Origin of the sequence: Rhodococcus sp. PvP016 (assembly GCF_017832185.1) — a bacterium.
GTDB lineage: Bacteria > Actinomycetota > Actinomycetes > Mycobacteriales > Mycobacteriaceae > Rhodococcoides.
On sequence record NZ_JAFIBH010000001.1, the window covers coordinates 253,148 to 277,826 of the forward strand.

Below are 24,679 nucleotides of genomic sequence, written 5' to 3' on the forward strand. Positions count from 1 at the left end.
GTCCGGAACGTCCGATCCGTTCATGTCGATCGAACGTCGTCGCGTTTCTCGACGTACACCCACCATGGAGGTCGGAGCGGCGTCGACGGTGAGTAGGGTTCGTCCTGCACGGGCACCGGCGGACGACACCGCTCCCCCGACATCGAGGGAGCCGACGCTGACGATCTTCCGGTCGCGCGAGAGCAGGACGTTCGATCTCGCGGCTGCCTACGACGACCACGCCTCGTCCCTGTTGGGTTTCGCCGTGAACGTGTTGCAGGACCGTGTCGCCGCCGAGGACTGCGTGCAGGAGACCTTCGTGCGGGCATGGCGAGCGCGGGACAGGTTCGACGAGTCCCGTGGTGGAACCCGCACCTGGCTCTTCGCGATCGCGCGCAACGTCGTCACGGACAGTCTGCGGGCGCGCGGCCGCACCCCTCCGGTCGCGTCGTCACCGGTGGCGGAGGGTGATGCCGTCGAACCCGATCGCAGCGATCACGTCCTGACCCGGATGCGGGTGGTGGAAGGTCTGGCCACCCTGTCCCCCGAACATCGGCAGGTGGTGGTGGCCATCCACCTGACCGGCCTGTCCTACGCGGAGCTGTCGGCGGGGACAGGCGTCGCGATCGGCACCCTGCGCACCCGCGCGTACTACGCACTACGTGCACTGCGCGCCCACTTCGACGGTCAGGAGACCTGATGACTCCGGGACATCCGCGACGCGAGGAGTTGATCGCGGCCGCAGCGGCGGACGACCTGACCGACGCCGAGCGGCGCGAGCTTCACGCTCTGGAGGCCGAGGACGCCTCGATAGCCGCAGAAGTCCGAACGATGCGGGAAACGGCCACGTCGCTGGGATCGGCAGCCGGTCTGACCTGGGTCGATGCGGAACCCGGTGACCTGCTTCGACGACGCATCGTCAGACCGTCCGCACGCGGTCGCCTCGTCCCGGCCGCTGCAGCTGTCGCCGGAATCGCGGTGGGCGTCGCGGCGGTGCTCGGTGTGCAGACGGTCGGCACCCGAGGTGACGCGACACCCGCCGACAGCGCGATCGCGGTGGCCGAGAGCGCGGGACCTCCGGGCGAACTGGGCGCCTTCGAAACGGTCGACTTCACGGAGACAGCGCTCGACGTGAGTGTCGACGGTGGTCTCGTCGCCCACACCTGGGGAACGGAGACCGTCCTGGAGATGCAGGGCGTCCCGCAGAACGCGGCCTTCGAGGTGGTGCTGGTGGATCGGGCCGGAGCGGATCGATCGTCGGGCAGCTTCCTCGGCTCCGCCGTGACCATCGACTGCCGCATGAACGCCGCAGTGCTGCGTCCCGACGTCGCGGAGATCGAGATCCGGGCCGCGGGCGGCGGCATTCTCGCCCGCGCCGCGCTGCCCACCGTGGGCTGACCTCGCGCACCGTCCCGAGACGCGAAAAGCGGCCGTACCCCGAGGGGTACGGCCGCTTCTCGCGCTGTGGGGCTAGATCACTTGATGGAGATCTTCGCGCCGGCAGCTTCGAGCTTCTCCTTGGCGGCGTCGGCAGCAGCCTTGTCCACCTTCTCCAGGATGGCCTTCGGAGCGCTCTCGACGAGGTCCTTGGCTTCCTTCAGGCCCAGGCCGGAGACGACCTCACGGACGACCTTGATGACCTGGATCTTCTTGTCGCCGGCGCCCTCGAGGACGACGTCGAACTCGTCCTGCTCCTCAGCGGCCTCGGCGGGAGCAGCTGCTCCGCCTGCGGCAGCAACGGCGACGGGGGCAGCTGCGGTGACCTCGAAGGTCTCCTCGAATGCCTTCACGAACTCGGAGAGCTCGAGGAGGGTGAGCTCCTTGAACTGGTCGAGCAATTCTTCGGTGCTGAGCTTCGCCATGGTGGCGGTCCTCTCTGTAAGTCCTTGTCGCCGATCCGGGGACAGGAGATTGCGTGCAGGCCGGAGGCCGGCCACACGGGGTGGTGTGCAGTCCTTGCGGATCAGCTATTCGGCAGCTGCGGCTTCCGGCGCCGAAGCGCCCTCTTCTGCAGCCTTCTTCTCCTGCAGCGCAGCCGCGAGACGCGCGACCTGCGAAGCGGGAGCGTTGAACAGGCCTGCGGCCTTTGCCAGGTTGCCCTTCATCGCACCGGCCAGCTTGGCCAGCAGGACCTCGCGGGATTCGAGATCCGCGATCCTGTTGACCTCGTCCACGGACAGCGCGCGGCCGTCCATGTAGCCGCCCTTGATGACGAGCGCCTTGTTGTCCTTGGCGAACTGCTTGATCGCCTTGGCAGCGTCGACCGGCTCACCATCGATGAATGCGATGGCGGTCGGGCCGACGAACAAGTCGTCGAGGCCTTCGATGCCAGCATCAGCTGCGGCACGCTTGACCAGGGTGTTCTTGGCGACGGAGTACGTAGCTCCGGTACCGAGGGCCCGACGGAGCTCCGTCAGACGGGTGACCGACAAGCCACGGTATTCCGTGACGACGGCCGCCGTGGCGCCCTTGAACTGCTCGGAGATCTCCGCGACCGCGGATACCTTCTCAGCCTTTGCCATACTTCGCCTCCTCTCGTTGCGTCGAGTCGGCCCGGCCCGAACAAGCAGAAACGCCCCGGTGCAGGGCACACGGGGCGTGAGAATGCATGCAGACGAGCCTGCACGAATTCCTGGTCCTCGGTCCTCCTGCGTGGGTCGCCGGCTCGGCCGGACCTTCAATCGCCTTCTCCGGAGAGCGGACGATGACCAACGGTCTTGGGTGGAACAGATCAGGTGGAACCCACATGAGGTGAGCTCCGTCGACAAGGGTACCCCGGGGTCGTACAGCAGCCCAAATCACCGCTGCCGAGGCTCCCGAGGTTGGAACACGAGCCGCGCGGGAACACCACGAGCATGGCCAATTATCGCGTACTCGACCCCACCGGATCCGTCGTCGCCACCAAGGAGATCCCCAACTCCACCGACGCCCACAGCTGGTTCAAGGAGAGCAAGTCCGACGACGCCGAGCTCGGCTGGCGTCTCGAGGTGGAGCACGACGGCGAATGGGCGTTCTTCAGTGACAGCGAGGGAACTCCCGAGGGCGGGAAGTAGCACCGTACTCGTCTGGTGACATCGAACGACGGCGTGTCCTCGTCGTTGTCGAAGGACCGGGAATGGCGTGTTGTGTACCGCGTGTCACAGCCATGAGGTTGACTCGACGTTCATGACGACGACATCGGCTCATGCACTGGTGCAACCCGAGCACGTCGTCTCGCCCTTCCACCGAGATCCCACCGGCGGCGCCGACGGTCGAGCATGGGCAGAACTCGTGGAGTCCGCTCCGGAGTTCCCCCGTGTGCACATCGACCGCGGCGCCGCCGTCACGATGACCGACGGTGCCGTTCTCCGCGCCATCGTCGTGTTGCCCGCCGACGCGAGTGGACGGTCCGTCTCGTCCCGCTTCCCGGTCGTCCTCAACATCACTCCGTACAACTCGGTCCTGCTCGACTCGATCGACGCACTCCTCGCCGCTCCCGTGCTGGGACCGGCACTGCGGCGCGTGTCTCGGTCCGTCGATCTCTCGGGGACCCCGTTCGACGGCATCTCCGAGATCACCCGTGTCGTCGCGGGCGGTGCGGCGGACCTGCTCACCGTGAATCGTCATCTCGTCCGCAGCGGCTACGTGCAGGTCATCGTCGACGCGCGCGGCACCGGTTCCTCGTCCGGCGTGTGGGACACCCTCGGCCCGCGTGAACAGCTCGACACCCTGGAGATCCTCGAGTGGATCCGGGCGTCGCCGTGGTGCGACGGGCGCGTCGGTATGGCCGGCATCTCCTACTCCGCCATCAACTCCCTGCAGGCCGCCGCCGCGGGCAGCGCGGGACCGGACGCCGTGTTCGCCGTCGAGGGTTCCGAGGACATCGTCCGCGAGATCTTCGCCACCGGCGGCGCACCGTCGCTCTTCATCCCCCTGTGGCTCACCGCCGTGAACACCCTCAAATGGGTTCCGGCAGTACAGATCCTGCGACGCGGCGGAGTCGGCTGGCTCGCGGATCGCGTACGATCCCCCGCCACCAACATCAGCAATCTGGTGAACGGGTTCCTCACCGGGTCGGACCCGCGCATCTACGACGACCCGTCCTTCGACACCATCGATCCCACCATCGAGGACATCGCGGTCCCCACGTTCCTCTACGGCTGCTGGCACGACATCTTCGGCGGCGCGGCACCCGACATGTACAACCGGCTCACCGTCGAACGCGGACGCAAACAACTTCTGGTGGGCGACGGGTACCACGGCAACCCCGGTATCGGCTTCGGTGAACCCGGGTTTCCGCCGCGACTCGACGTGCTCGAACGGGCCTGGTTCGACAAGTGGCTGCGCGGTATCGACAACGGCATCGACCGCTACGGCCCGGTCACGCTACGTCAACAGGGCGGCGGGTGGGCGGCGCACGGCCGGTTCCCGGCGCCTGCTGCCGTGGCTCGGCGTCTCTACCTGAGCGCCGACTCGTCCGGCACCGCGTCGCACAGTCGGCACGACGGGTCCCTGCACTTCGAGGCCCCGACCGGCACGGCCCGTCTGACGGTGAAGCCGGGGTTCCGCACCGTCGTCTCCCGCGACACCACGCAGGTACTGGCCGGCGTTCCGGCCGTTCTCGGCGGTGGCTTCACCTACGACAACCGCTTCGCGGAGGGCGACGCGCTCACGTTCACCACACCTCCCGTCGTGACCACCGTCGTCTACTCGGGCCCCGCCAACGTCCACGTCCGCACCGTCGCGCGCGCCCGCGAGTCGATGTGGGCCGTGATGCTGTGCGACGTCGCCCCCGACGGCACTCCCACCGTGCTCACCAACGGTGCGCTGCTGGCGTCGCGCCGCGCGATCGACGACGGGGAGAGCGTCCGCACCGAGTCGGGTGACTACCTGGTGGCTCACCATCCGCTCACGCGCGAGTCACTGCTCCCCGTGGTCCCCGGCGAACCGATCGTCCTCGACATCGAACTACTCTCGACCGAGGCGGTCCTGCACCCCGGACACCGCCTGCGACTCGACATCTTCGCGGCCGACGCGCCTCGATTCGTGCCGATCCTGCCCGATCGCCTCCGCACCCGATGGCGACCGCAGGACGTCGACCTCGACCCGACGGACCCCAGTTTCATCACGTTGCCGCTGCTCGGTGAGCCCGGCTGGTAAGGAGAACCACGTATGACAGGCACACCCGAGACCGGCCGATCCGAGACCCGCCGTTCCGAGACCTACGAGACCGAGGTGGAGGTACGCGCCGGCACCGCCTCGGTCGGCGCAGTCGACATCGCCTACGAGGACATGGGCGACATCGAGAACCCGCCGATCCTGCTCGTCATGGGACTGGGCTGCCAGCTGCTCACGTGGTCGATGCCGTTCTGCCGCAAGCTGATCGACGCCGGCTACCGCGTGATCCGCTTCGACAACCGAGACATCGGACTCTCGGGCAAGCTCGACGGGCAGCGCGTCACGGGGAACATCCTGTTGCGACTGGTCCGCCACGAACTCGGGCAGTCGAGCTCGGTTCCGTACACGGTGGTGGACATGGCCGAGGACACCGTCGGCCTGCTCGATCACCTGGGCATCGAGTCGGCCCACATCGTCGGCGCCTCGATGGGCGGCATGATCACCCAGGTGGTCGCGGGGTCGCACCCGGAGCGCATCCGCTCGGTCTCCATCCTCTTCTCCAGCACCAACGAGGCGTTCCTGCCGCCGCCGGACGTCCGTGCGCTCGCGCCACTGCTCAGGCCGCCGCCCAAGAACGCGACGAGGGAGCAGATCATCGAACACCAGGCGACGACGTTCCAGACGATCGGCAGCAAGCAGTTCCCCACCACGCGGGACGAACGTGTCGCCGACGCGACCGAGGCGTACGACCGCGGCTACTACCCGGCCGGCATCGTCCGCCAGCTCGCGGCGATCACCGGAACCGGGAGCCTCGCGAAGTACACGAAGCGGATCACGGCGCCGACCGTCGTCATCCACGGCACCGCGGATCCCCTCGTGCGTCCCGCCGGCGGGAAGGCCATCGCGCGGCACGTGGCCGGGTCCGAGCTGGTGCTCATCGACGGCATGGCGCACGACATCCCGAACGCCCTGGTGGACCGGGTGGTCGACGCGATTCTCACGAACGTCGCCAAGGCCTGAGAACGCGAAGAAGGCCGGCACCCCTCGCGGGGTGCCGGCCTTCTTCGGTGCTACGAGTGACTCAGGCGGTCGCGTCGTCCTCGAGGAGGTTCCGAGTACGGTTCGGGTCCACCGGGATGCCCGGTCCGGTGGTGGTCGAGACCGTGATCTTCTTGACGTAACGGCCCTTGGCCGACGACGGCTTCGCACGCAGGATCTCGTCCAGGGCCGCGCCGTAGTTCTCCACCAGCTTGGCGTCGTCGAACGACGCCTTGCCGATGACGAAGTGCAGGTTGGCCTGCTTGTCGACGCGGAAGTTGATCTTGCCGCCCTTGATGTCGCCGACGGCCTTGGTGACGTCGTTGGTGACCGTGCCCGTCTTCGGGTTCGGCATCAGGCCACGCGGTCCGAGAACGCGGGCGATGCGGCCGACCTTGGCCATCTGGTCAGGGGTGGCGATCGCTGCGTCGAACTCCAGCCATCCGCCCTGGATCCGCTCGATCAGGTCCTCTGCGCCGACCTCGTCCGCACCGGCGGCGACGGCCTCGTCGGCCTTCGCGCCTGCGGCGAAGACGATGACGCGGGCGGTCTTACCGGTGCCGTGGGGCAGGTTGACGGTGCCGCGCACCATCTGGTCCGCCTTGCGGGGATCGACGCCGAGACGCATCGCGACCTCGACGGTCGGATCGAACTTGCTCGACGCGGTGTCCTTGGCCAGCTTCGCCGCCGAGAGCGGCGAGTAGAGCTGGTCCTGATCGATCTTCGCTGCTGCGGCCTCGTAGGCCTTGCTGCGCTTTGCCATGATGATGTCCGTTCGTTGTTCGGAGCGTGGTTGACGAGCCTGGCCGGCTCTCCCACGTGATGCTGTGGAGCTGGTGAGCCGGTGGCTCAGCCTTCGACCGTGATACCCATCGAACGAGCAGTGCCGGCGATGATCTTCGCGGCCTGGTCGATGTCGTTGGCGTTCAGATCCTCGGCCTTGGTCTTGGCGATCTCGCGCACCTGATCCATGGTCACCGTGGCGACCTTGGTCTTGTGCGGCTCGCCCGAACCCTTGGCGACGCCGGCTGCCTTGAGCAGCAGCTTGGCAGCAGGCGGGGTCTTCAGCTTGAAGTCGAAGGTCCGGTCCTCGTAGACCGAGATCTCCACCGGCACGACGTTGCCACGCTGCGACTCTGTCGCAGCGTTGTACGCCTTGCAGAACTCCATGATGTTGACGCCGTGCTGACCGAGGGCGGGGCCCACGGGCGGTGCCGGGTTGGCCTGACCGGCCTGGATCTGAAGCTTGATGATCCCGGCTAGCTTCTTCTTCTTGGGGGGCATCTGTGATTCCTAGGTTGTTGCGTGGTTCTCGGATGTCTTGCGGTACTGCCTGCAAGTTGTGGGGGGGTTCTGAGCGCCCTAGATCTTTGCGACCTGGGTGAAGCCCAGCTCGACCGGAGTCTCGCGGCCGAAGATGGACACCAGCACCTTGAGCTTCTGCTGCTCGGCGTTGACCTCGCTGATGCTGGCGGGAAGCGTGGCGAAGGGGCCGTCCATGACGGTGACGGACTCGCCGACCTCGAAGTCGACCTCGATGGCCGGCTTCGACGACGTCTCGCCCGCACCCTCGGCACCGGTGGCGGCGCCGGCGGTGGCCTTCTTCTTGTCCTCCTGCGGCATGAGGAACTTGACGACCTCGTTGATGGTCAACGGGGACGGGCGCGACGTGGCGCCGACGAAGCCGGTGACACCGGGAGTGTTGCGGACAGCACCCCAGGACTCGTCGTTCAGTTCCATGCGCACCAGGATGTAGCCCGGCAGCACCTTGCGGTTGACCTGCTTGCGCTGGCCGTTCTTGATCTCGGTGACCTCCTCGGTGGGAACTTCCACCTGGAAAATGTAGTCACCGACGTCGAGGTTCTGGACGCGGGTCTCGAGGTTGGTCTTCACCTTGTTCTCGTATCCGGCGTACGAGTGGATGACGTACCAGTCGCCGGGGGCGCGCCGCAGCGCAGCCTTCATCTCGGCGACAGGGTCGACCGGCTCCGCGTCGATGGGAGCGTCGTCGGCGACCACGGTGTCCACATCGGCGTCGACGGCGTCGGCGGTCTCGGTCTCGTCGGTGTCACCGGTCGCAGCAGCGACGTCGGCCGCGATGGCCTCGTCGGTCTCGCGGTCCTGTGCGGCCTGCTCCGCTTCGAGGCCCTGCTTGGTCGCCTCGACCTGAGCGTCGTAGGCGGCCACTTCGGTGGCGTCGTTATGGGGCGTGCTCACGAAAGGCACTCGCTTCCTGTAATCGTTCCGGTCGTACTCGGGGTGGTCGTGCGGACCTGCGTGTCCGGCCTCAGCCGAACAACCACTGCACTCCCCTGATGAACGCCAGGTCCAGCCCACTGATGTAGGCCACCATGAACGTCACGAACACCAACACCACAGCGGTGTAGGTGACCATCTGCTTGCGATTGGGCCAGATGACCTTGCGCAGCTCGGCGACGACCTCGCGGAGGAACTTGCGGAGCCGCTTGAAGATGTTCATCTTCGGCGTCGCCTCGGCGCGGGTGCGACCCTCGACGCGCGAGGCGGTCGCGACGGACTTGCCCGGGGTGGTCGTGGCGCCGGCACTCTTGGTCAGCGACGGTGCGTCGTCCGCAGACCGGGTCCGACGGGCCGCGCGCTTACCGGTGGGCCGCGCCGACTCGGAGGCAGCATCGTGGGCGGTGACAGCATCGTCGGCGGCGACAGCATCGTCCGCACCGAGGTCCTCGGACCCGTCGGAGCTGCTGTCGCGCGCGCCGCGCTGATCGCTCACGTCGTTCCTCTCGGTCGTCGGCAGGGTGTCTGCACTCGAATGCTCTGCATGACCACTGTCCGAACCACCGCATTCGAACGTGGCAGGGGCGACAGGACTTGAACCTGCAACCTACGGTTTTGGAGACCGTTGCTCTACCAATTGAGCTACGCCCCTTCGGCCGGATCGAGACCCGGCCGTACCGGCGACGGACAGCGCACAGCGCTGTACGACCCCGGAGATCTCAGTGTACTGCACGCGCGGACGCCCCCGAAATCGCTGACTCGCGCGGGCGATCGGAGGGACCGGATCAGGCCAGCTGGACGGTCGCGACGGCGCGACCGAAGATCTTCTTGCCCTCGTACTTCGCGGTGATCGCAACGACGGCCTTGCGGGTGTCCGCGTCGACCGACTTGATGCGACCCGTGAAATCGACCTTGGCCGGCTCCGTCTCCTTGACCAGCACCGGGCTGGTGAAGCGCACGTTGTACTCGGTGATGGCGCCCGGGTCACCCGACCAGTCGGTGACGAAGCCGGCGCCGAGTCCCATGGTGAGCATGCCGTGAGCGACGACGTCCGAGAGACCGGCCAGCGTGCGCGCGACCGGGTCGCTCCAGTGGATCGGGTTGGGATCGCCGGAGACGCCCGAGTAGTTGACGAGGTCACCGCGGGTGAGCTCGTAGGTGCGCTCGGGAAGATCGTCGCCGACGGTGACCTCGTCGAACTGCTTACGAGTCATGCTTCATGACACCTTTCGCCATCTCCAGCGCATCCTGGTCGGAACCGCCGCCGGTCTTCGCCACGAGCGTCGTCCAGGACGTCATGACGTCCTTGCCGGCCTCGTCCGTGACCATGTTCTTCGTGATGATGATGTCGCTTCCACCCATCTGGCGGAAGGACTCCAGGCTCACGTCGACGGTCAGGCGGTCCCCCGCCACGATCGGACGGTGGAACTCGAGACGCTGATCCGCCTGCATGATCTGCGACAGGTCGTACCCGGTGATGACCTCGTCGAACATGGCCTTCTGCGCGATGATGCCGACGACCGAGATGAAGGTGGCCGGTGCGACGAGATGCTCGTACCCGAGCTCGGCCGCGGCGTCCTCCGAGGAGTGCGCGGGATGATCGTTCTGCACGGCTCGCGAGTACTCGCGCACCTTCTCGCGCCCGATCTCGTAGAAGTCGGGCATGCGGTAGTGGTGCCCGACCATGCTGGCGGTGTGCACCGCCGGATCGACGGCAGGCGTGTCGCCTCGATCGGTAGCGGTTGCGGTGACTGTCACGTCGTCGACTCCCCCGAGAATGATGTGGAACTCACCACGGGACACCCGAGCGTGGGACGAGAGACAGTCCGGACGGCTCTGTCGGGCGAGTTCGAGACGGACGGCGCCGAGCCGACTGGGTCACCGGCACCTGAACACACGTCAGCGCTGCCCCGGCGACTGTGCCGGGGCAGCGCTGACGTGCGAATGATCAGCGAGATTCGCGGTGCGCGCGATGAGTTCCGCAGTTGGGGCAGAACTTCTTGATCTCGAGGCGATCGGGATCGTTGCGGCGATTCTTCTTGGTGATGTAATTACGGTGCTTGCACACCTCGCACGCCAAGGTGATCTTGGGCCGAACGTCAGTGGAGGAGGCCACGTCGATGCCTGCTTTCGGGTAGAGCGCGATACGGGTGCTGCGTCGGTCATGAATACCGGACCCCACTGCGCGCAGCAGCGGCGGAGTCCTCTGTCGAGTAGCGATGGCCGGACTTGAACCGGCGACACAACGATTATGAGTCGTTTGCTCTACCGACTGAGCTACACCGCCTCGGTGCCGGACGCCGGCCGGCGCACGGTCCCGCGAGCCCCCTAACGGAATCGAACCGTTGACCTTTTCCTTACCATGGAAACGCTCTACCGACTGAGCTAAGGGGGCAGGATCGGCGCACACGAGGTGCACGTCGAAGCCTTCGAAGACATTACACAGGGGTCAGACCGCTCGCCAAATTGCCTGGTGAACGAGTTGCACACGGCGTTTCGCGTACCGCTGTCCCCACCCGGACGACGAGACCCCGGCGAGGATTCTCGCCGGGGTCTCGTCGGGTGTGGCAGATGTAGGATTCGAACCTACGTAGGCATAAGCCGACGGATTTACAGTCCGCTCCCATTGGCCGCTCGGGCAATCTGCCGGGATGCTCCATGGCGCCGGACACTCGTCGAGTGACCGCTCCAGGTGCGATACGCAGAATACAACGACCGCACCCCTCGATGGCAAACCGGCTGGACACGCTACCGTCGGCACCGTACCGATCACGCACGAAGGAGTGTTGTCAGTGGCTGATTCGTCGTTCGACGTCGTGAGCAAGGTGGACCGCCAGGAGGTCGACAACGCTCTGAACCAGGCCGGCAAGGAACTGTCGACCCGCTTCGACTTCCGCGGCACCGGTGCGAGCATCGAGTGGTCCGGAGACGAGGCCATCGTCATCACCGCCGAGGCCGAGGAGCGCGCCAAGGCCGCTCTGGACGTCTTCAAGGAAAAGCTCATCCGACGCGACATCTCGCTCAAGGCCTTCGACGCCGGCGATCCCGTGCAGTCGGGCAAGACCTACAAGATCACCGGCACGCTGGTGCAGGGCATCACCACCGAGAACGCCAAGAAGATCTCGAAGAAGATCCGCGACGAGGGTCCCAAGGGCGTCAAGGCGCAGATCCAGGGCGAGGAACTGCGGGTGAGCAGCAAGAAGCGCGACGACCTCCAGGCCGTTCAGCAGCTGCTCAAGGGCGAGGACTTCGGCATCGCCCTGCAGTTCGTCAACTACCGCTGACTCAGCTGTAGGGGCCCGCCATGCGCTCGAGGCGGGCGATGCGCTCCTCCATCGGGGGGTGCGTGGAGAACAGCTTGCTCGCCCGGTCACCCGCCCGGAACGGGTTGGCGATCATCAGGTGCGACTGGGCCGTGAGGCGCGGCTCGGGGGGCAGCGGGGCGGCCTGGGTGCCGCTCTGCAGCTTGCGGAGCGCGGAGGCCAGTGCCAGGGGGTCCCCGGTGAGCTCGGCACCCGACTGGTCCGCCTGGTACTCCCGCGAGCGGGACACGGCCAGCTTGACCAGGGACGCCGCGATCGGTCCGAGCATCGACACCAGCAGCAGGGCCAGCGGGTTGGCGCCCTGCCCGTTCCCGCGCCCGCCGAAGGCGTTGGCGAAGAACGCGAAGTTCGCGAGTCCGGACACCACGGCCGCCATGGCGCCCGCCACGGACGAGATCAGGATGTCGCGGTTGTAGACGTGCGAGAGCTCGTGACCGAGGACCGCGCGCAGCTCACGCTCGTTCAGCAGCGCCAGGATGCCGCTGGTGCAGCACACCGCGGCGTTGCGCGGATTGCGTCCCGTGGCGAACGCGTTGGGGGCGTTGGTGGGGCTGATGTAGAGCCGCGGCATGGGCTGGTGCGCCGCGGTGGCCAGTTCGCGGACGATCGCGAAGATGCGCGGGTACTCGACCTCGGTGATCGGCTGGGCGTGCATCGATTCGAGCGCCAGCTTGTCGCTGTTGAAGTAGGCGTACCCGTTCATGCCGACGGCCAGGACCACCGCGATCACCAGGATGGTCGAGTTCTGGAACAGAGCGCCGACGAAGACGATCAGAGCCGACATCCCGACCATCAGGCCGAACGTCTTCATGCCGTTCGCGAACTTCATCGTGTGTCGCCGATCCTCTCGCCGCCGTGCTTCCTGCACGCACAACGACCGAGGTGACGCGGGTAGTTCCCGTCAGCTGATGCGGGCGACCGTGTACTCGACCAACTTGCGCAGCGCGTCGTTGGCCGGGCCCTGCGGCAGGGCGTCCAACTCGGTGCGCGCCCGCTGGGCGTAGGTGTCGAGCGTCTCGCGTGCCTTGGCCATGCCCGGCGAACGACCCAGCAGAGTCAACGCCTCGGCCACCTCCGCGTCGTCGGTGATGGGACCGCGCAGCAGGTGGCGGAGCCGGTCGCCGTCCGCACCCTCGTCGCGCAGCGCGAACAGCACGGGCAGCGTGTGGACGCCCTCGCGCAGGTCGGTGCCCGGCGTCTTGCCGGAGTCCGACGCGGCGGACGAGATGTCGATGATGTCGTCGGAGATCTGGAACGCGGTGCCCACCGCGTCGCCGAGCCGCTCGAGCCGCTCGACGTGCTCGTCGTCGCCCCCGGAGAACGTGCCGCCGAAGCGACCGCTCGTCGCGATGAGCGAACCCGTCTTCTCCCACACCGTGGTGAGGTAGTGATCGACGGGATCCTGGTCGGGCTTGCTGCCGATCGTCTCGCGCATCTGGCCCGTGACCAGCGCGGCGAACGTCTCGGCGATGGTGCGCACGGCGGACGGGCCCAGCGTCGAGACCAGGCGGGACGCGTGCGCGAACAGGTAGTCGCCCGCGAGGATGGCGACACTGTTGCCCCAGCGCGCATTGGCGGATTCCACGCCGCGACGCATGGCGGCCTCGTCCATGACGTCGTCGTGATAGAGCGTCGCGAGGTGCACCATCTCGAGCACGGTGGCCGCGGTGACGATGTCCGGGCTGGACGCCTTGGGGCCGAGCTGACCGGTGAGGATGGTGAACAGCGGACGGAACCGCTTGCCGCCGGCCTTGGCGAGGTGCAGCGCCGCCTCGGTGAGGAAGTCCTCACCGTCGGACAGCTCGGTCACGAGCAGGCTCTCGACCTCGGCCATCGCCGCGCGCACGATCTCCGCGAACTCCGCGTTCCCGAGATCCACGCCCGCCACCACGGTGGCCCCACTCGCACTCGTCTCGGTCACCGCGCTCGCACCCATTTCTCGTCGTCGAACACCCCGCGCGGCTCCGGGCCTCGGCGCCGCGTCTGCCTCCAACCTATCGTGCCTGCAAGATGGAACGATGACGGATGGACGCGCACAGGGTGTGACACCGGGAACTCGACGCGTGACCGACGTTCTCGTCGTCGGAGCGGGACCCGCGGGCAGCGCCGCCGCGGCCTGGTCCGTACGTGCTGGTCACGACACGATTCTCGCGGACGCCGCCACGTTCCCGCGCGACAAGACCTGCGGTGACGGACTCACGCCGCGTGCCGTGGCCGAGCTCGACGAGCTGGGACTCGGTGAGTGGGTGCGCTCGCGGGCGGTCAATCGTGGCCTACGCCTCACCGGATTCGGTCAGGAACTCACATTGCCGTGGCCGGGTGGCTCCCTGCCCGACATCGGTTCCGCGGTACCGCGTACCGAGTTGGACGACCGGATCCGCCGGGTGGCCGTCGACGACGGCGCGGTGATGATGGAGAACGCCAAGGCCGTCGACGCGGTACTGGTGAGCGGGCGGGTCACCGAGGTGATGTTCGACACCGCCGACGGCCCTGTCGCCGTGGCCTGCCGCACGCTGATCGTGGCGGACGGAGTGCGCTCGCCGCTCGGCAAGATCCTCGGCCGTACGTGGCACCGCGACACCGCGTTCGGGGTGGCGGCACGCGCGTACGTCACGAGTGACCGCAGTGAGGACGAGTGGATCACCTCGCACCTCGAGCTCCGCGACGGGGAGGGCACCCTGCAGGCCGGCTACGGGTGGGTGTTCCCGCTGGGCGTGAACGACGAGGGCACCGGCGAGGTCAACGTGGGGGTGGGGACGCTCGCCACCTCGAAGCGCCCGGCTGCCGGCGCGCTGCGACCTCTCCTGAATCTCTATGCGTCACAACGAGAGTCGGAGTGGGGTCTGAGTGGCGGTGTGCGGCGCGTGCAGTCCGCCCTGCTGCCGATGGGCGGCGCGGTCTCGGACGTGGCGGGCCCCAACTGGGCGCTCGTCGGCGACGCGGCGGCCTGCGTGAATCCGCTCAACGGTGAAGGCATCGACTACGGACTCGAGGGCGGCCGGCTGATCGCCGAGCACCTCGGCGGCGCAGACCTGACGGACGTGTGGCCGGCGGTGCTCCGCGAGCACTACGGGCAGAGCTTCTCGGTCGCTCGTCGCCTCGCGGGACTGCTGACGGTGCCGCGGTTCCTGCCCGCCACGGGGCCGATCGGCATGCGGTCGCGCGCGATCATGACCGTCGCCGTGCGGGTGATGGGCAATCTGATCACCGACGAGGATCGCGACGTGGTCGCGCGCGCCTGGCGGGCCGCGGGATCGACGTCACTGAAAGTGGACGACCGGCCACCGTTCTCCTGAGAGTGCTCGGCTGCCTCACGAGCCGGGCCCGGTCAGCGTCCCGGCCGGAAGGCGTACACGGTGGTGCCGTCCGGCAGGAGTGTCCCGTCGCGATCGCGGAAACCGCACTCGAGAGACGCCACGACGCGTTGCAGCACCGGCAGCCGTGCCTGCTCGTCGAGTCCGGCGTGGACGGCGAGGGACAGTTCGGCTCCGTACAGCGCCAGGATGGCCTCGACCGCCCCGGCGAGTGCCGGGTCCTTGGCCTGGTAGAACGCGAAACGGTCCGCTTCCATCGTGTAGTCGCGCTCGTTGCCGCCCGCCAGGACGCGCACCCCGAACTCGGCCAGATACTCCACCATGCGGCGCTCGGTGGCGCCGAAGCCGATCGACCGACGGTCCGGCGAGAGCGTGTCGACGACGCGCTTGGTGTCCATGATCAACAGGCCCAGGTCGTTCGCGTCGAGCAGACCGAGGTCGGCGCGCATGGCGTCACGCAGCAGACGCTGGATCTCGATCAGGAACCCGTGTTCACGGTTCAGGCGCTCGACGGCCGGACCAGGCATCGCACCCGTCGTGGAGTAGGGCACCAGCACCCGGAGATCGAGCGACATGAGCATCTCGAGAAGCGGTGCGACGCGCTGGCGGGCCACGACGACGGTGATCGTCGAGACGCGGAGCAGTTCCTGATAGGCGGCGTCGACGTCGGCCTGCAGGTCGTCGGCACCCGGCGGCAGTGCGGTCGCATCGGGGGCGGTCCGGCGACGTACGGCGTCGATCCAGACCCGCTGGAAGGTGGTCAGTGCGACCGACAACTCCTGGTAGCGCTCGGTGACCTGGTCGCGTACCAGCGACGTCTCGACGGCCTGGCGTCCGGAATCGTGGGTCAGCTCGGCGCGGATGGTGCGCAACTCGCGCGCGCGGCGCGTCTCTCTGGTGAGGTGCATGCGCGTGGTGCTGACGGCCCAACCGGCCCCGCCCGCGGCGACGGCCGAGGCAGCGAGGGTGGCATAGGGTAGCCAATCCGGTACGGGCATGCGCAGATCATGCCGTATCCGGACACGGTAAGAACACCGATAGGTGCGTTCTCCGTATCTTTCAGTACACCGGTTTCACGGCGCTGTGCAAGGTGACGATGCCGCCGGTGAGATTGCGCCACTGCACGCGACCCCATCCCGCGGACTGCATGCGCCGCGCGAGCTCGGCCTGGTCCGGCCAGGCGCGAATGGATTCCGCCAGGTAGACGTAGGCGTCGGGATTGCTGCTGACGGTGCGGGCGACGGCCGGGAGCGCCTTCATGAGGTACTCCATGTAGACGGTGCGGAACGCCGGGAAGACCGGTGTGGAGAACTCGCACACCACCAACCGTCCGCCGGGCCGGACCACACGCAGGATCTCGGCGAGGCCGGCGTTGTGATCGGCCACATTGCGGAGACCGAACGAGATGGTCGCAGCGTCGAACACGTCGTCGCCGTACGGCAGGTGCATCGCGTCGCCCGCGATCATCGGGACGCCGCGCGAGAGGCCCGCGCGGAGCATGCCCTTGGAGAAGTCGGTGGCGACGCACCAGGCGCCGGACCGGCCGAGTTCCTCGGTGGACACCCCGGTCCCGGCCGCGAGGTCGAGCACCGCTTCCCCGGGCTTCAGCGCGAGCGCGTCGCGTGTCGCGCGCCGCCAGCCGCGGTCCTGCCCGAAGGACAGGACGGTGTTGGTCAGGTCGTACCGCTTCGCGACTCCGTCGAACATGGACGCGACGTCGTGCGGTTGCTTGTCCAGTTGCGCTCTGGAGCCGTGTGCTGCCACACCTGAACAGTACGTGGGCCGCGCACTCACCTAGGCCGCCGTCGTCCGCCGTCCCACGTCCGAGGTGCCGATGACCGCCTCGTAGTGACCGATCAACTGGCTGCACAGCGCGGGCCAGGTGCGATGCAGGACGGACTTCCGCGCGGACGTGGCGAACCTCGCACGCGTGGTGGGGTCGGCGAGGGCCTGCACGGCGCTCGGCAGCAACTCCTCGTACCGATCGACGGGCAGCAGGTACCCGTTGCGGCAGTGGCTCACCAGATCGCGGGGGCCGCCGGCGTCGGGTCCGATCACGGGAACACCGCTCGCGAGCGCCTCCTGGACGGTCTGGCAGAACGTCTCGTGCTCGCCGGGGTGGGCGAACACGTCGAACGACGCGTAGGTCTCCGACAGAGCCTGCCCGCCCAGCTGACCGGTGAACACAGCGGACGGCATCAGCGCCTCGAGCCGCGCGCGCTCCGGGCCGTCGCCGACGATCACGACACGCACACCCGGTGTCCGCTCGAGCACCGCGAGGCGTTCCACGTGCTTCTCCGGCGCCAACCGGCCGACGAAGCCCACCACCAACGCGTCGCCCGCGTCCCACTGCGCACGACGCTCCGCGTTCCGCGACGACGGCGCGAAGCGCACGGTGTCGACTCCCCGACCCCAGCGATGCACGCGGGGGATGCCGTGCGCGGCGAGTGCGTCCATCGCCGACGTCGACGGTGCGAGGGTGCGGGCACTGCCCTTGTGGATCCGGCGGGTCCACGCCCAGCAGGCACGCGAGGTCAACCCGAGACCGTAACTCTCGGCGAACCCGGCGACATCGGTCTGATAGACGGCGACGGCCGGGACGTCCAGCCTCCGCGCGGCCGCGAGGCCACCGGCTCCGAGCGAGAACGGCGATGCCAGGTGCACCACGTCGGGCGCGAACGAGCGCAGCGCGGCGGTCATACCGGGGCTCGGCACGCCGACGGGCAGCGAGCTCACCTTGGGGACCATCACCGACGGCACCCGCAGAACCGGGAACGAGCCGTGCGAGGTCGGTGCCGCGGGCACTCCGGCCGGCGTGTCCGGCGCCACGATCATGGCGTCGTGACCTGCGGACTCCGCATGTTCGAGCACGCGGAGAATCGAGTTGGTGACACCGTTGACGTGAGGCAGGAACGATTCGGCGACCACGGCTATGCGCACACCGTGGACTGTTCCGCGCCGCGACGACCGCGATGCGAGGGCGACGTGACCAGCGGGCGAACCCCGGGCGAACCCTCCGGTACCGGGTCAGACGCGCGCGTCGCGGCGCCGCAGGTAGAGGATCGACGGGCCGGCGATCAGCCAGGTGACGACGATGACGGACAGCGCGGGCACGACGGCCACCGAGGCGTCACGGCCGGCGACCCGCACCAGGTCGGGGTCGCTGCGGGAGTACTCGACGTCGATGCGCTGACCGGCGACGAGGTTGGTCGGGTACAGCACACCGAGCTTGGGATTGTGCATCTCGCCGTCGGGAGTCACGAAGGTCACCGCCGAGCGCAGACGTCCGGCCGACAGCACCTCGGCCGTGGCGACGCCCTCGTCCGAGGAGATGGTGTGGTCGTTGCGCCACGCCGCGAGGACCAACAGGACCGCGAGCACCGAGACGACGGTGGCGATGACCAGGAGAACGGTGGGAACGCGCGAGCGGCGCCGCACCGGGGCCTCGGTCACCTCGGCAGTCTCGACAGCAGGCGTGTCGCCACCGGACATCTCGGCACCGGCCGGGCTCGGGACGACAGGGTTCACCAGCCCAGGCTAGCGACCGCACCACGCGGGACGTCGGCAGCGGTACGCCGAGTAACGTCTCCCGCCATGGGGCGGAAATTCAGTTACACCGAGGACTTCGACGTGACACCGGCGCAGGCGCACTCCGCCTTGACGGACGAAGCGTTGTGGGACAAGCGAACCAAGGAGGTCTCCGACCGGGCCAGCGTGGAGTACTCGCACCGGCCCGACGGCGGCTTCGACGTGGTGATCTCCGAGGGGGTCGGCGCGTCCGTGCTGCCGGGGTTCGTCCGGAAGGTGATTCGCGGCGACCTGGTGATCACGCGCAAGGACAGCTGGGGACCGCTCGAGGGCGACCGTGCGAACGGAACGCTCGAAGGCGGATCGACGGGCCTGACGTCGAAGGTGCGCGGCAACTTCGCGCTCACCCCGCACGGCACGGGATCGCGGCTCACGCTGACGGGCACCGCCGAGGTGAAGGTGCCGTTCGTCGGCGGCAAGATCGAGGGCATGGTCACCGAGATGATCGGCAAGATGGTGCACTCCGAGAGCAAGCAGGCACGGGAGTACCTCGCCGACAGGGCCTAGAGGGCAGCGCGGATCGAGGCGTGCAGATCGCGGAGCCCGGACCGATCGGTGGTCACCTCGAGCACCCGCGTGCCCTCGGCGTGACCCGTGAGCAGCTTCGCGAGCTCGTCGGGATCCACCCGCCGGTGCGGGATCCGGTAGGCCGCACACAGCGCCGCGAGGTCCATGCCGTGCGGAGTGCCGAACACGCGCTCGAAGACGCCCGCGTACTGGGGATCGCCCTGCTCGAGCAGTTCGAAGATGCCGCCACCGTCGTCGTTCGCGACGACGATGGTGAGGTCCCGCGGTCGGGGCTCCCCGGTGCCGATGAGCAGCCCGGACGCATCGTGCAGGAACGTCAGGTCCCCCATCAGCGCGATGGTGCGGCCGTCGTGTGCCAGCGCGGCGCCCACCGCGGTGGAGACGGTGCCGTCGATGCCGGCCACACCGCGGTTGGACAGCACCCGGACGTCCTCCGCCGGGTAGCTGACCAGCGCCATGTCGCGCACCGGATTGGAGGCGCCGAGCACGAGCAGGTCACCCGGCCGACGTGCCGACGACACCGCGGCGGCGACGTGCAGACCGGTGGGAGTCGCCAGAGTGTCGAGCTGACCGCGGACCGCGGCATCGGCCGACTCCGAGGCGTCGGCGCAGCGACGCAGCCACTCGGGTGACGGTGTCCCGGTGACCAGCGCGCGAGTTCCGGTCGCCACGACGTTGCCCGAGACGTCGGGCCAGCGGGGTCCGGTGGTGAGGGCGATGACGGAGACGGCCGGATCGGCCAGCACCTTCGAGACCTGCCGATGCAGCGTGGGACGCCCGGTGATGATGGCCTGACGCGGCGACAGCGCACCCAGCGCGAGCGGGTTGAGCGGGTGGCCGTGCAGAGGCGCGGTCGGCTCGGCCACCGTCGGCAGCCCGGCGAGTTCCGGCCGATAGGCGGCACCGTGTCCGGAGATGACGACGGTGTCCACCGAGAGGTCCAGATCCACCGGCACGTCGAGCGTCGCGTACTGCGTGGTGGTCCACGGGGAGCCGTCGGGACGTCCCTCCGGGGCCGGGCGGGCGTCGGACAGGTCGGGCGTGAGGGGCTCGCGCAGCGGCATGTCGAAGTGGACCGGGCCGGCGTTGCCGGATCGAGTTCCACGGGCCGCGGCGAGGACGCGGCACACGGCCGATCGCCACTGGCTGTTGACCTGGTCGGACTCCTCGGCGAGACCGAGGCTGATGGTCGCGCGCACCTGACCCGCGAACAGGCCGAGTTGCTCGACCGTCTGGTTGGCGCCGGTGCCGAGCATCTCGTAGGGCCGGTTCGCACTGAGCACGACCAGCGGAATGCGGGCGTAGTTCGCCTCGAGGACAGCGGGTCCGAGGTTGGCGACGGCGGTGCCGGACGTCATCACGACGGGGACGGGACGACGGCCGGACACCGCCAGTCCGATGGCGAGGAAACCGGCGGTGCGCTCGTCGATACGCATGTGCAGGCGGACGCGACCGGCACGGTCGGCGGCCTCGAGCGCGAACGCGAGCGGCGCGTTCCGCGACCCGGGGCACAGCACGACGTCCTGGACGCCGCCGCGGATCATCTCGTCGACGACGACGACGGCTTGAGACGTGGACGGGTTCACCATTTCAGAGTGTCACAGATGCCCGACCTGCCTACCCGCTGTGCACGAGGGGCGCACCGGGCGGTGGCACGATGAACAGGTGCGCACACACTTCGATCCGCAGACCATGGACGCCGGCGACTACTACAAGCTTCTCACCACGTCAGTGGTGCCTAGACCCATCGCGTGGGTGTCGACAGTCTCCGCGGACGGCGTGCCGAACCTGGCGCCGTACAGCTTCTTCTCCGTCTCGTCGAGCGCGCCCGCCGTGGTGCAGTTCACGTCGGTCGGCCGCAAGGACAGCCTCCGCAACATCGAGGAGACGGGCGAGTTCGTCATCAACCTCGCCACCGAGTCGTTGTTCGAGCAGATCAATCAGACGTCGGCCAACTACGACTCGTCGGTGAGCGAGTACACCGCGGTCGACCTCGAGAGTGAGCCGAGCGAGACCGTGCGCCCGCCGCGTGTCGTCGCGTCCCCGCTCTCGATCGAGGCGACGCTGCACCAGGTGGTCGAAGTCGGCAACTCGTTCGTCGTCATGGGCGCGGTCACGATGATCACGGTGCGACCGGAGTTCCTCGCAGAGGACGGGTTGCCCGACTTCGGCGCCCTCGCACCACTGAGCCGACTCGGCCGCGACGAGTGGGGCATGCCCCCGGCCGTGCGACGGATCCAGCGCCCCGACAGGCCTTGAGTCCGGCCGTCGACCGGTCCCGCGCTGCCCGCTGGACAGCACTGGCGCTGGTCACGGCCGTCGTGGCCGTGCTCGCGGATCGCGTCGGCGTTCCGTCGGCCGCGCTGTTCGTCGCGCTCGCCGTGGCGACGGTGTTCGCACTGTGCGGGTGGGGGCCGGGGAAGGTGCCGCGCACCGCGTCGATGGGCGCGCAGGCCGTGCTCGGCGTCGAGATCGGCACCCTGCTCGATCGGGACACGATGTCCTCGCTGGGGTCCGACTGGATCTGGGTGGTGGTCGTCTCGCTCGGCACCCTGGTGCTGTCCATCGCGGCCGGCGCTCTGCTCGGACTGCACCGTGACCTCGACGCCACCACTGGCGCCCTCGCACTCGTGGCCGGGGGCGCGTCCGGCATGGTCGCGATCGCCCGTGATCTGGGTGGCGACGAGCGGGTGGTCGCCGTGGTGCAGTACGTCCGGGTGCTGCTCGTCACCGCGTCGCTGCCGTTCGTCGCCACGGTGGTCTTCTCGGCGGACACCGGACAGAGCGGATCTGTCGTCACCGCCTCCGCCCCGCTCTGGACGGACGCGCTGTTCATCGCGGTGTGCCTGCTGGTGGGCATCCCCCTCGGCCGACTGATCCGCCTGCCCGCGCCCGCCCTGCTCGGGCCGCTGCTGATCTCCGGTGCCGCGGACCTGCTGGGGTGGACGGGCAACGCCGGCGTTCCCTTCCTGCTGCTCCAGCTCGTCTACATCGTCATCGGGTGGCAGGCCGGCCTGCAGTTCACCCTCGACAGCCTGAAGTCCATCGGCCGCATCATCCCGTGGGCGGTACTGCTGATCATCGCCATCGCGGTGGGCTGCGCCCTGCTCGGATTGATCCTCGTCGGCACCACTGGCATCACTCCGTACGAGGCCTACCTCGCCACGACGCCGGGCGGTATCTACGCCGTGCTCGCGCTGGCGGCGGCGAGCAGCGTGAACGTGACCTTCGTCGTGGCGGCCCAGGTGCTCCGGGTGTTCATGATGCTGCTGGTGGTCCCGCTGTTCACCCGGGCACGCAGGCGGGACTGACGGCGACGGTGCGCCGAACCGCGGATACCGCGGCCCAGCGCACCGAGCGCCGATCGATTCAGGCTGCGTATTTCTGCACCAGGGCGCCGACGCGCGGGAGAGCCTCGGTGACGTTCTTCTTCGCCGACGGGCGAAGCGAGGAGTACGCCTTCTTGATGGTCGACTTGCTGGTCTCGTCGATGCGCGCGTCGGTGACGGACAGCAGCGCGTCGGACGCCTCGTCACCGTTCGCGGCGAGGAACTCACCGAACGTGCCGGCCGGCGCCGCCTGGTAGCGCTGCCAGAACGGGTCGAGCTTCTCGACGAAGCTCGGCCACAACTTCGCGACCGCATCGTCGACGACGCTGGGGCTCACTTTCTTCACGGCGCCGTATCCGCCCTTGACCGCCAGGCCGGAGGCGCCCTTCTTGTCGGAGACCTCGGCGTCGATCAGCGCGCGGACGTCCGCGCGCACGGCCGGTGCTGTGTTCTCGTCGAGGAGGGTGGTCTGCAGTGATGCCACGGAAAACAATCCTGTCGTCGGGAGTCAGGCCGGAGGCCGTTCTCTTGGTTGAGAGTCAGGCCGGGGGCCGTTCTCTTGGTTGAGAGTCGGGCCGTAGGCCGCTCTCGGAGAAGGTTTCTGGTCGGCGCGACCCTACAACAGAGCGAGGGGATGGCACCGGGCGAGACGCTCCAGCCACCACGCCCGCCGATCGTCCGGGGCGGCGAGTTCGCGAAGCCGATCTGCATCGGGGACGACGGTGTCGACCCGCAGCCGACCGTCGACGAGCGCTCGCGGCTCGGCCACGTCGGTGACGAACAGTGCGCCGGTGCCCAGGCCGCACGCGGTACTCGTCGGCAGGGCCGCCGCCGCAGCGAGTCCGGCGGACATGCCGATCGCCGAGTCGAGGGCGCTCGACACGACCACGGGGACGCCGTACTGCGCCAACTCCTCGGCGAGCCGCAGCACCGCCCGCACCCCGCCGAGCGGCGGCACCTTGACGACGGCCACGTCGGCGGCCCCGGCCCGCACCACGCGCAGCGGGTCCTCGGCACGCCGGATGCTCTCGTCGGCGGCGATCGACACCCCGCGTACACGTCTGCGCACCTCGGCGAGTTCTTCGACCGTCGCGCAGGGCTGCTCCGCGTACTCCAGGTCACCGTTCTCGGTGAGGGCGCGCAGGGCCGTCTCGGCCTGGTCGACCGTCCAACCCCCGTTGGCGTCGACCCGCACGGTGGGGACCAGCGCCCGGACCGCCTCGACTCGTGCGACGTCGTCGGCGAGGGTCTGTCCCTTCTCGGCGACCTTGACCTTCGCCGTGCGCGTGCCGGGATAGCGCGCGAGCACGGCGGGCACCTCGGCGGCGGGCACCGCGGGCACGGTGGCGTTGACCTCGACGTGGTCCCGCATCGGATCGGGCGCGCCCTGCCACGCCATCTCGATACCGGCACGCAGCCACGCCGATGCCTCGGCGTCGTCGTACTCGGGGAACGCGCCGAACTCACCCCACCCGGCGGGTCCGGAGAAGACCAGCACCTCCCGCGTCGTGATGCCGCGGAACCGGGTGCGCATGGGAAGCGACAGCACGTGAGCCGACGCGACGATCTCGTCGAGCCCGGGAGCGGGTGACGCCGTCACTGCTGGCCGGGGAGCAACTGCACCATGAGGGCGTTGCTCTCGGCGACGAGCGTGCCGTCCTGCTTGGTCAACCGAGCCTCGACGAAGGTCTTGCGGCCCTCGACCTTCGTCACGTGCCCCTCGGCGACGAGCTGCTCGTTCAGCGGGGTCACGGCGCGGTAGTCGATGTGCAGGAAGGCGGTGCGGCTGATCGGGCGACCGTACGCGTGCTGGATCAACCCGAAGAGGTCGTCGAACAGCAGCGGCAGAGTGCCACCGTGCGCTGCGCCGTTGCCGCCGAGATGGAACCGGCGAAACACACCGGTGGACCGCACGCCCTCGGCGCCGTACTTCTCGATGGTCCACGGCAGCATCAGCAGACTGCCGCGGCCCGGGAGGTCCAGCGCGCGGCCCGCCGGTGAGAGCCCCTCCGGCACCACGTACGGCGCCATGGTCGCGGCGAGTTTCTCCGCCTGGTCGGCGGCCAGGGCGAGCTGGTCGTCCGGCAGGTCGGTGGACACCGCGAGGTCCTGGACGGTGCGCAACGCCTCGATCAACCGGCCGTAGTCCGGCGGCGGCGTGGCCCTGGTGAACTTCGGGAATCCGCCGTGGGGGGAATCGTCGGTCATCGGACGACGGTAACGCGGA

The 24,679-nt window shown here is 68.6% G+C and carries 29 protein-coding genes and 4 tRNA genes; 10 read left to right on the forward strand and 23 right to left on the reverse strand.

Annotation, left to right across the window (positions count from 1 at the left end; translation table 11 throughout):
- Positions 1-88 precede the first annotated feature (88 nt).
- Positions 89-679: a sigma-70 family RNA polymerase sigma factor gene (locus JOE30_RS00905; protein WP_307806017.1), complete on the forward strand. Its 591-nt coding sequence runs from the start codon at positions 89-91 to the stop codon at positions 677-679.
- Positions 679-1,377, forward strand: a complete 699-nt coding sequence (locus tag JOE30_RS00910; RefSeq protein ID WP_204869014.1) for a hypothetical protein — start codon at positions 679-681, stop codon at positions 1,375-1,377. The genes JOE30_RS00905 and JOE30_RS00910 overlap by 1 nt, the downstream gene beginning before the upstream one ends.
- A 77-nt stretch (positions 1,378-1,454) precedes the next feature.
- Here JOE30_RS00910 and rplL read toward each other — a convergent pair whose 3' ends face one another.
- Together rplL and rplJ are read right to left on the reverse strand one after the other, a co-directional pair.
- Positions 1,455-1,841 (reverse strand): 50S ribosomal protein L7/L12, encoded by a 387-nt coding sequence (rplL, locus tag JOE30_RS00915; RefSeq protein ID WP_188543368.1) that lies wholly within the window; start codon positions 1,839-1,841, stop codon positions 1,455-1,457.
- A gap of 105 nt (positions 1,842-1,946) precedes the next feature.
- Positions 1,947-2,501 carry a 50S ribosomal protein L10 gene (gene rplJ, locus JOE30_RS00920; protein WP_204869015.1) on the reverse strand — a complete coding sequence of 185 codons (555 nt, stop codon included), beginning with the start codon at positions 2,499-2,501 and terminating at the stop codon, positions 1,947-1,949.
- A 333-nt stretch (positions 2,502-2,834) separates the two neighbouring features.
- Here rplJ and JOE30_RS00925 point away from each other — a divergent pair, with 333 nt between their 5' ends.
- The 3 genes from JOE30_RS00925 (at position 2,835) to JOE30_RS00935 (ending at position 6,096) form a co-directional block, all read left to right on the forward strand.
- Entirely contained in the window at positions 2,835-3,032 is a 198-nt protein-coding gene (locus tag JOE30_RS00925; protein ID WP_204869016.1) for a hypothetical protein, read from the forward strand.
- Positions 3,033-3,144: 112 nt separating this feature from the next.
- Complete coding sequence (locus JOE30_RS00930; RefSeq protein ID WP_204869017.1) at positions 3,145-5,118, forward strand: CocE/NonD family hydrolase; 1,974 nt, start codon at positions 3,145-3,147, stop codon at positions 5,116-5,118.
- Positions 5,119-5,250: 132 nt separating this feature from the next.
- Positions 5,251-6,096: an alpha/beta fold hydrolase gene (locus JOE30_RS00935; RefSeq protein ID WP_239533212.1), complete on the forward strand. Its 846-nt coding sequence runs from the start codon at positions 5,251-5,253 to the stop codon at positions 6,094-6,096.
- Between the two features lie 61 nt (positions 6,097-6,157).
- Here the strand turns inward: JOE30_RS00935 and rplA are convergent, their stop codons facing one another.
- From rplA to JOE30_RS00990, 11 genes are all read right to left on the reverse strand, one after another.
- A complete protein-coding gene (rplA, locus tag JOE30_RS00940; RefSeq protein WP_027504557.1) occupies positions 6,158-6,877 on the reverse strand; it encodes a 50S ribosomal protein L1 in 720 nt (239 codons plus the stop codon).
- 86 nt (positions 6,878-6,963) lie between these two features.
- Entirely contained in the window at positions 6,964-7,398 is a 435-nt protein-coding gene (gene rplK, locus JOE30_RS00945) for a 50S ribosomal protein L11 (protein ID WP_027504556.1), read from the reverse strand.
- Positions 7,399-7,476: 78 nt separating this feature from the next.
- Complete coding sequence (nusG, locus tag JOE30_RS00950) at positions 7,477-8,331, reverse strand: transcription termination/antitermination protein NusG (RefSeq protein WP_204869018.1); 855 nt, start codon at positions 8,329-8,331, stop codon at positions 7,477-7,479.
- 70 nt (positions 8,332-8,401) lie between these two features.
- The gene (gene secE / locus JOE30_RS00955; protein WP_204869019.1) at positions 8,402-8,866 is read right to left on the reverse strand and encodes a preprotein translocase subunit SecE; all 465 of its coding nucleotides are present in this window, start codon (positions 8,864-8,866) and stop codon (positions 8,402-8,404) included.
- An 80-nt stretch (positions 8,867-8,946) separates the two neighbouring features.
- A tRNA-Trp gene (locus tag JOE30_RS00960) sits at positions 8,947-9,022 on the reverse strand.
- Between the two features lie 133 nt (positions 9,023-9,155).
- Positions 9,156-9,584 carry a (3R)-hydroxyacyl-ACP dehydratase subunit HadB gene (gene hadB / locus JOE30_RS00965; protein ID WP_204869020.1) on the reverse strand — a complete coding sequence of 143 codons (429 nt, stop codon included), beginning with the start codon at positions 9,582-9,584 and terminating at the stop codon, positions 9,156-9,158.
- Positions 9,574-10,128: a (3R)-hydroxyacyl-ACP dehydratase subunit HadA gene (hadA, locus tag JOE30_RS00970; protein WP_371831691.1), complete on the reverse strand. Its 555-nt coding sequence runs from the start codon at positions 10,126-10,128 to the stop codon at positions 9,574-9,576. The genes hadB and hadA overlap by 11 nt, the downstream gene beginning before the upstream one ends.
- Positions 10,129-10,318: 190 nt before the next feature.
- Positions 10,319-10,486: a 50S ribosomal protein L33 gene (gene rpmG, locus JOE30_RS00975; RefSeq protein ID WP_027504552.1), complete on the reverse strand. Its 168-nt coding sequence runs from the start codon at positions 10,484-10,486 to the stop codon at positions 10,319-10,321.
- A 98-nt stretch (positions 10,487-10,584) separates the two neighbouring features.
- A tRNA-Met gene (locus tag JOE30_RS00980) sits at positions 10,585-10,657 on the reverse strand.
- A 35-nt stretch (positions 10,658-10,692) separates the two neighbouring features.
- Positions 10,693-10,765 (reverse strand) — tRNA-Thr (locus tag JOE30_RS00985).
- A gap of 170 nt (positions 10,766-10,935) precedes the next feature.
- Positions 10,936-11,018: transfer RNA gene (locus JOE30_RS00990), tRNA-Tyr, on the reverse strand.
- 144 nt (positions 11,019-11,162) lie between these two features.
- Here JOE30_RS00990 and JOE30_RS00995 point away from each other — a divergent pair.
- Entirely contained in the window at positions 11,163-11,654 is a 492-nt protein-coding gene (locus tag JOE30_RS00995; protein ID WP_056441678.1) for a YajQ family cyclic di-GMP-binding protein, read from the forward strand.
- 1 nt (position 11,655) lies between these two features.
- On the opposite strand, the gene htpX is transcribed toward JOE30_RS00995, so the two are convergent.
- Both htpX and JOE30_RS01005 read right to left on the reverse strand, forming a co-directional pair.
- Positions 11,656-12,522 (reverse strand): zinc metalloprotease HtpX, encoded by an 867-nt coding sequence (gene htpX / locus JOE30_RS01000; protein ID WP_204869021.1) that lies wholly within the window; start codon positions 12,520-12,522, stop codon positions 11,656-11,658.
- Between the two features lie 72 nt (positions 12,523-12,594).
- On the reverse strand, positions 12,595-13,629 hold the full coding sequence (locus JOE30_RS01005; protein WP_204869022.1) for a polyprenyl synthetase family protein: 1,035 nt from the start codon (positions 13,627-13,629) through the stop codon (positions 12,595-12,597).
- Positions 13,630-13,711: 82 nt separating this feature from the next.
- On the opposite strand from JOE30_RS01005, the gene JOE30_RS01010 reads away from it, so the two are divergent.
- On the forward strand, positions 13,712-14,989 hold the full coding sequence (locus tag JOE30_RS01010) for a geranylgeranyl reductase family protein (RefSeq protein ID WP_204869023.1): 1,278 nt from the start codon (positions 13,712-13,714) through the stop codon (positions 14,987-14,989).
- 32 nt (positions 14,990-15,021) lie between these two features.
- Here JOE30_RS01010 and JOE30_RS01015 read toward each other — a convergent pair whose 3' ends face one another.
- The 4 genes from JOE30_RS01015 to JOE30_RS01030 form a co-directional block, all read right to left on the reverse strand.
- On the reverse strand, positions 15,022-16,005 hold the full coding sequence (locus JOE30_RS01015) for a hypothetical protein (RefSeq protein ID WP_204869024.1): 984 nt from the start codon (positions 16,003-16,005) through the stop codon (positions 15,022-15,024).
- Positions 16,006-16,066: 61 nt separating this feature from the next.
- Positions 16,067-16,771 (reverse strand): demethylmenaquinone methyltransferase, encoded by a 705-nt coding sequence (locus JOE30_RS01020; protein WP_027504546.1) that lies wholly within the window; start codon positions 16,769-16,771, stop codon positions 16,067-16,069.
- Positions 16,772-16,801: 30 nt separating this feature from the next.
- Positions 16,802-17,947 carry a glycosyltransferase family 1 protein gene (locus tag JOE30_RS01025; protein WP_204869025.1) on the reverse strand — a complete coding sequence of 382 codons (1,146 nt, stop codon included), beginning with the start codon at positions 17,945-17,947 and terminating at the stop codon, positions 16,802-16,804.
- 87 nt (positions 17,948-18,034) lie between these two features.
- The gene (locus JOE30_RS01030) at positions 18,035-18,499 is read right to left on the reverse strand and encodes a DUF3592 domain-containing protein (protein ID WP_239533215.1); all 465 of its coding nucleotides are present in this window, start codon (positions 18,497-18,499) and stop codon (positions 18,035-18,037) included.
- Positions 18,500-18,601: 102 nt separating this feature from the next.
- On the opposite strand from JOE30_RS01030, the gene JOE30_RS01035 reads away from it, so the two are divergent.
- Positions 18,602-19,102, forward strand: coding sequence for a DUF2505 domain-containing protein (locus tag JOE30_RS01035; protein ID WP_204869026.1), 501 nt, complete (start codon positions 18,602-18,604; stop codon positions 19,100-19,102).
- Here JOE30_RS01035 and menD read toward each other — a convergent pair.
- Positions 19,099-20,709, reverse strand: coding sequence for a 2-succinyl-5-enolpyruvyl-6-hydroxy-3-cyclohexene-1-carboxylic-acid synthase (menD, locus tag JOE30_RS01040; protein WP_204869027.1), 1,611 nt, complete (start codon positions 20,707-20,709; stop codon positions 19,099-19,101). The genes JOE30_RS01035 and menD overlap by 4 nt on opposite strands.
- Before the next feature lie 79 nt (positions 20,710-20,788).
- On the opposite strand from menD, the gene JOE30_RS01045 reads away from it, so the two are divergent.
- Both JOE30_RS01045 and JOE30_RS01050 read left to right on the forward strand, forming a co-directional pair.
- On the forward strand, positions 20,789-21,382 hold the full coding sequence (locus tag JOE30_RS01045) for a flavin reductase family protein (protein ID WP_371831692.1): 594 nt from the start codon (positions 20,789-20,791) through the stop codon (positions 21,380-21,382).
- Positions 21,379-22,434, forward strand: a complete 1,056-nt coding sequence (locus JOE30_RS01050) for an AbrB family transcriptional regulator (protein WP_204869028.1) — start codon at positions 21,379-21,381, stop codon at positions 22,432-22,434. Before JOE30_RS01045 ends, JOE30_RS01050 begins: the two co-directional genes overlap by 4 nt.
- A 58-nt stretch (positions 22,435-22,492) precedes the next feature.
- On the opposite strand, the gene JOE30_RS01055 is transcribed toward JOE30_RS01050, so the two are convergent.
- From JOE30_RS01055 to JOE30_RS01065, 3 genes are all read right to left on the reverse strand, one after another.
- Positions 22,493-22,936 (reverse strand): hypothetical protein, encoded by a 444-nt coding sequence (locus JOE30_RS01055; protein WP_371831693.1) that lies wholly within the window; start codon positions 22,934-22,936, stop codon positions 22,493-22,495.
- Between the two features lie 132 nt (positions 22,937-23,068).
- Entirely contained in the window at positions 23,069-24,052 is a 984-nt protein-coding gene (locus tag JOE30_RS01060) for an o-succinylbenzoate synthase (protein WP_204869030.1), read from the reverse strand.
- Positions 24,049-24,660 carry a PaaI family thioesterase gene (locus tag JOE30_RS01065; protein WP_204869031.1) on the reverse strand — a complete coding sequence of 204 codons (612 nt, stop codon included), beginning with the start codon at positions 24,658-24,660 and terminating at the stop codon, positions 24,049-24,051. The genes JOE30_RS01060 and JOE30_RS01065 overlap by 4 nt, the downstream gene beginning before the upstream one ends.
- Positions 24,661-24,679 lie beyond the last annotated feature (19 nt).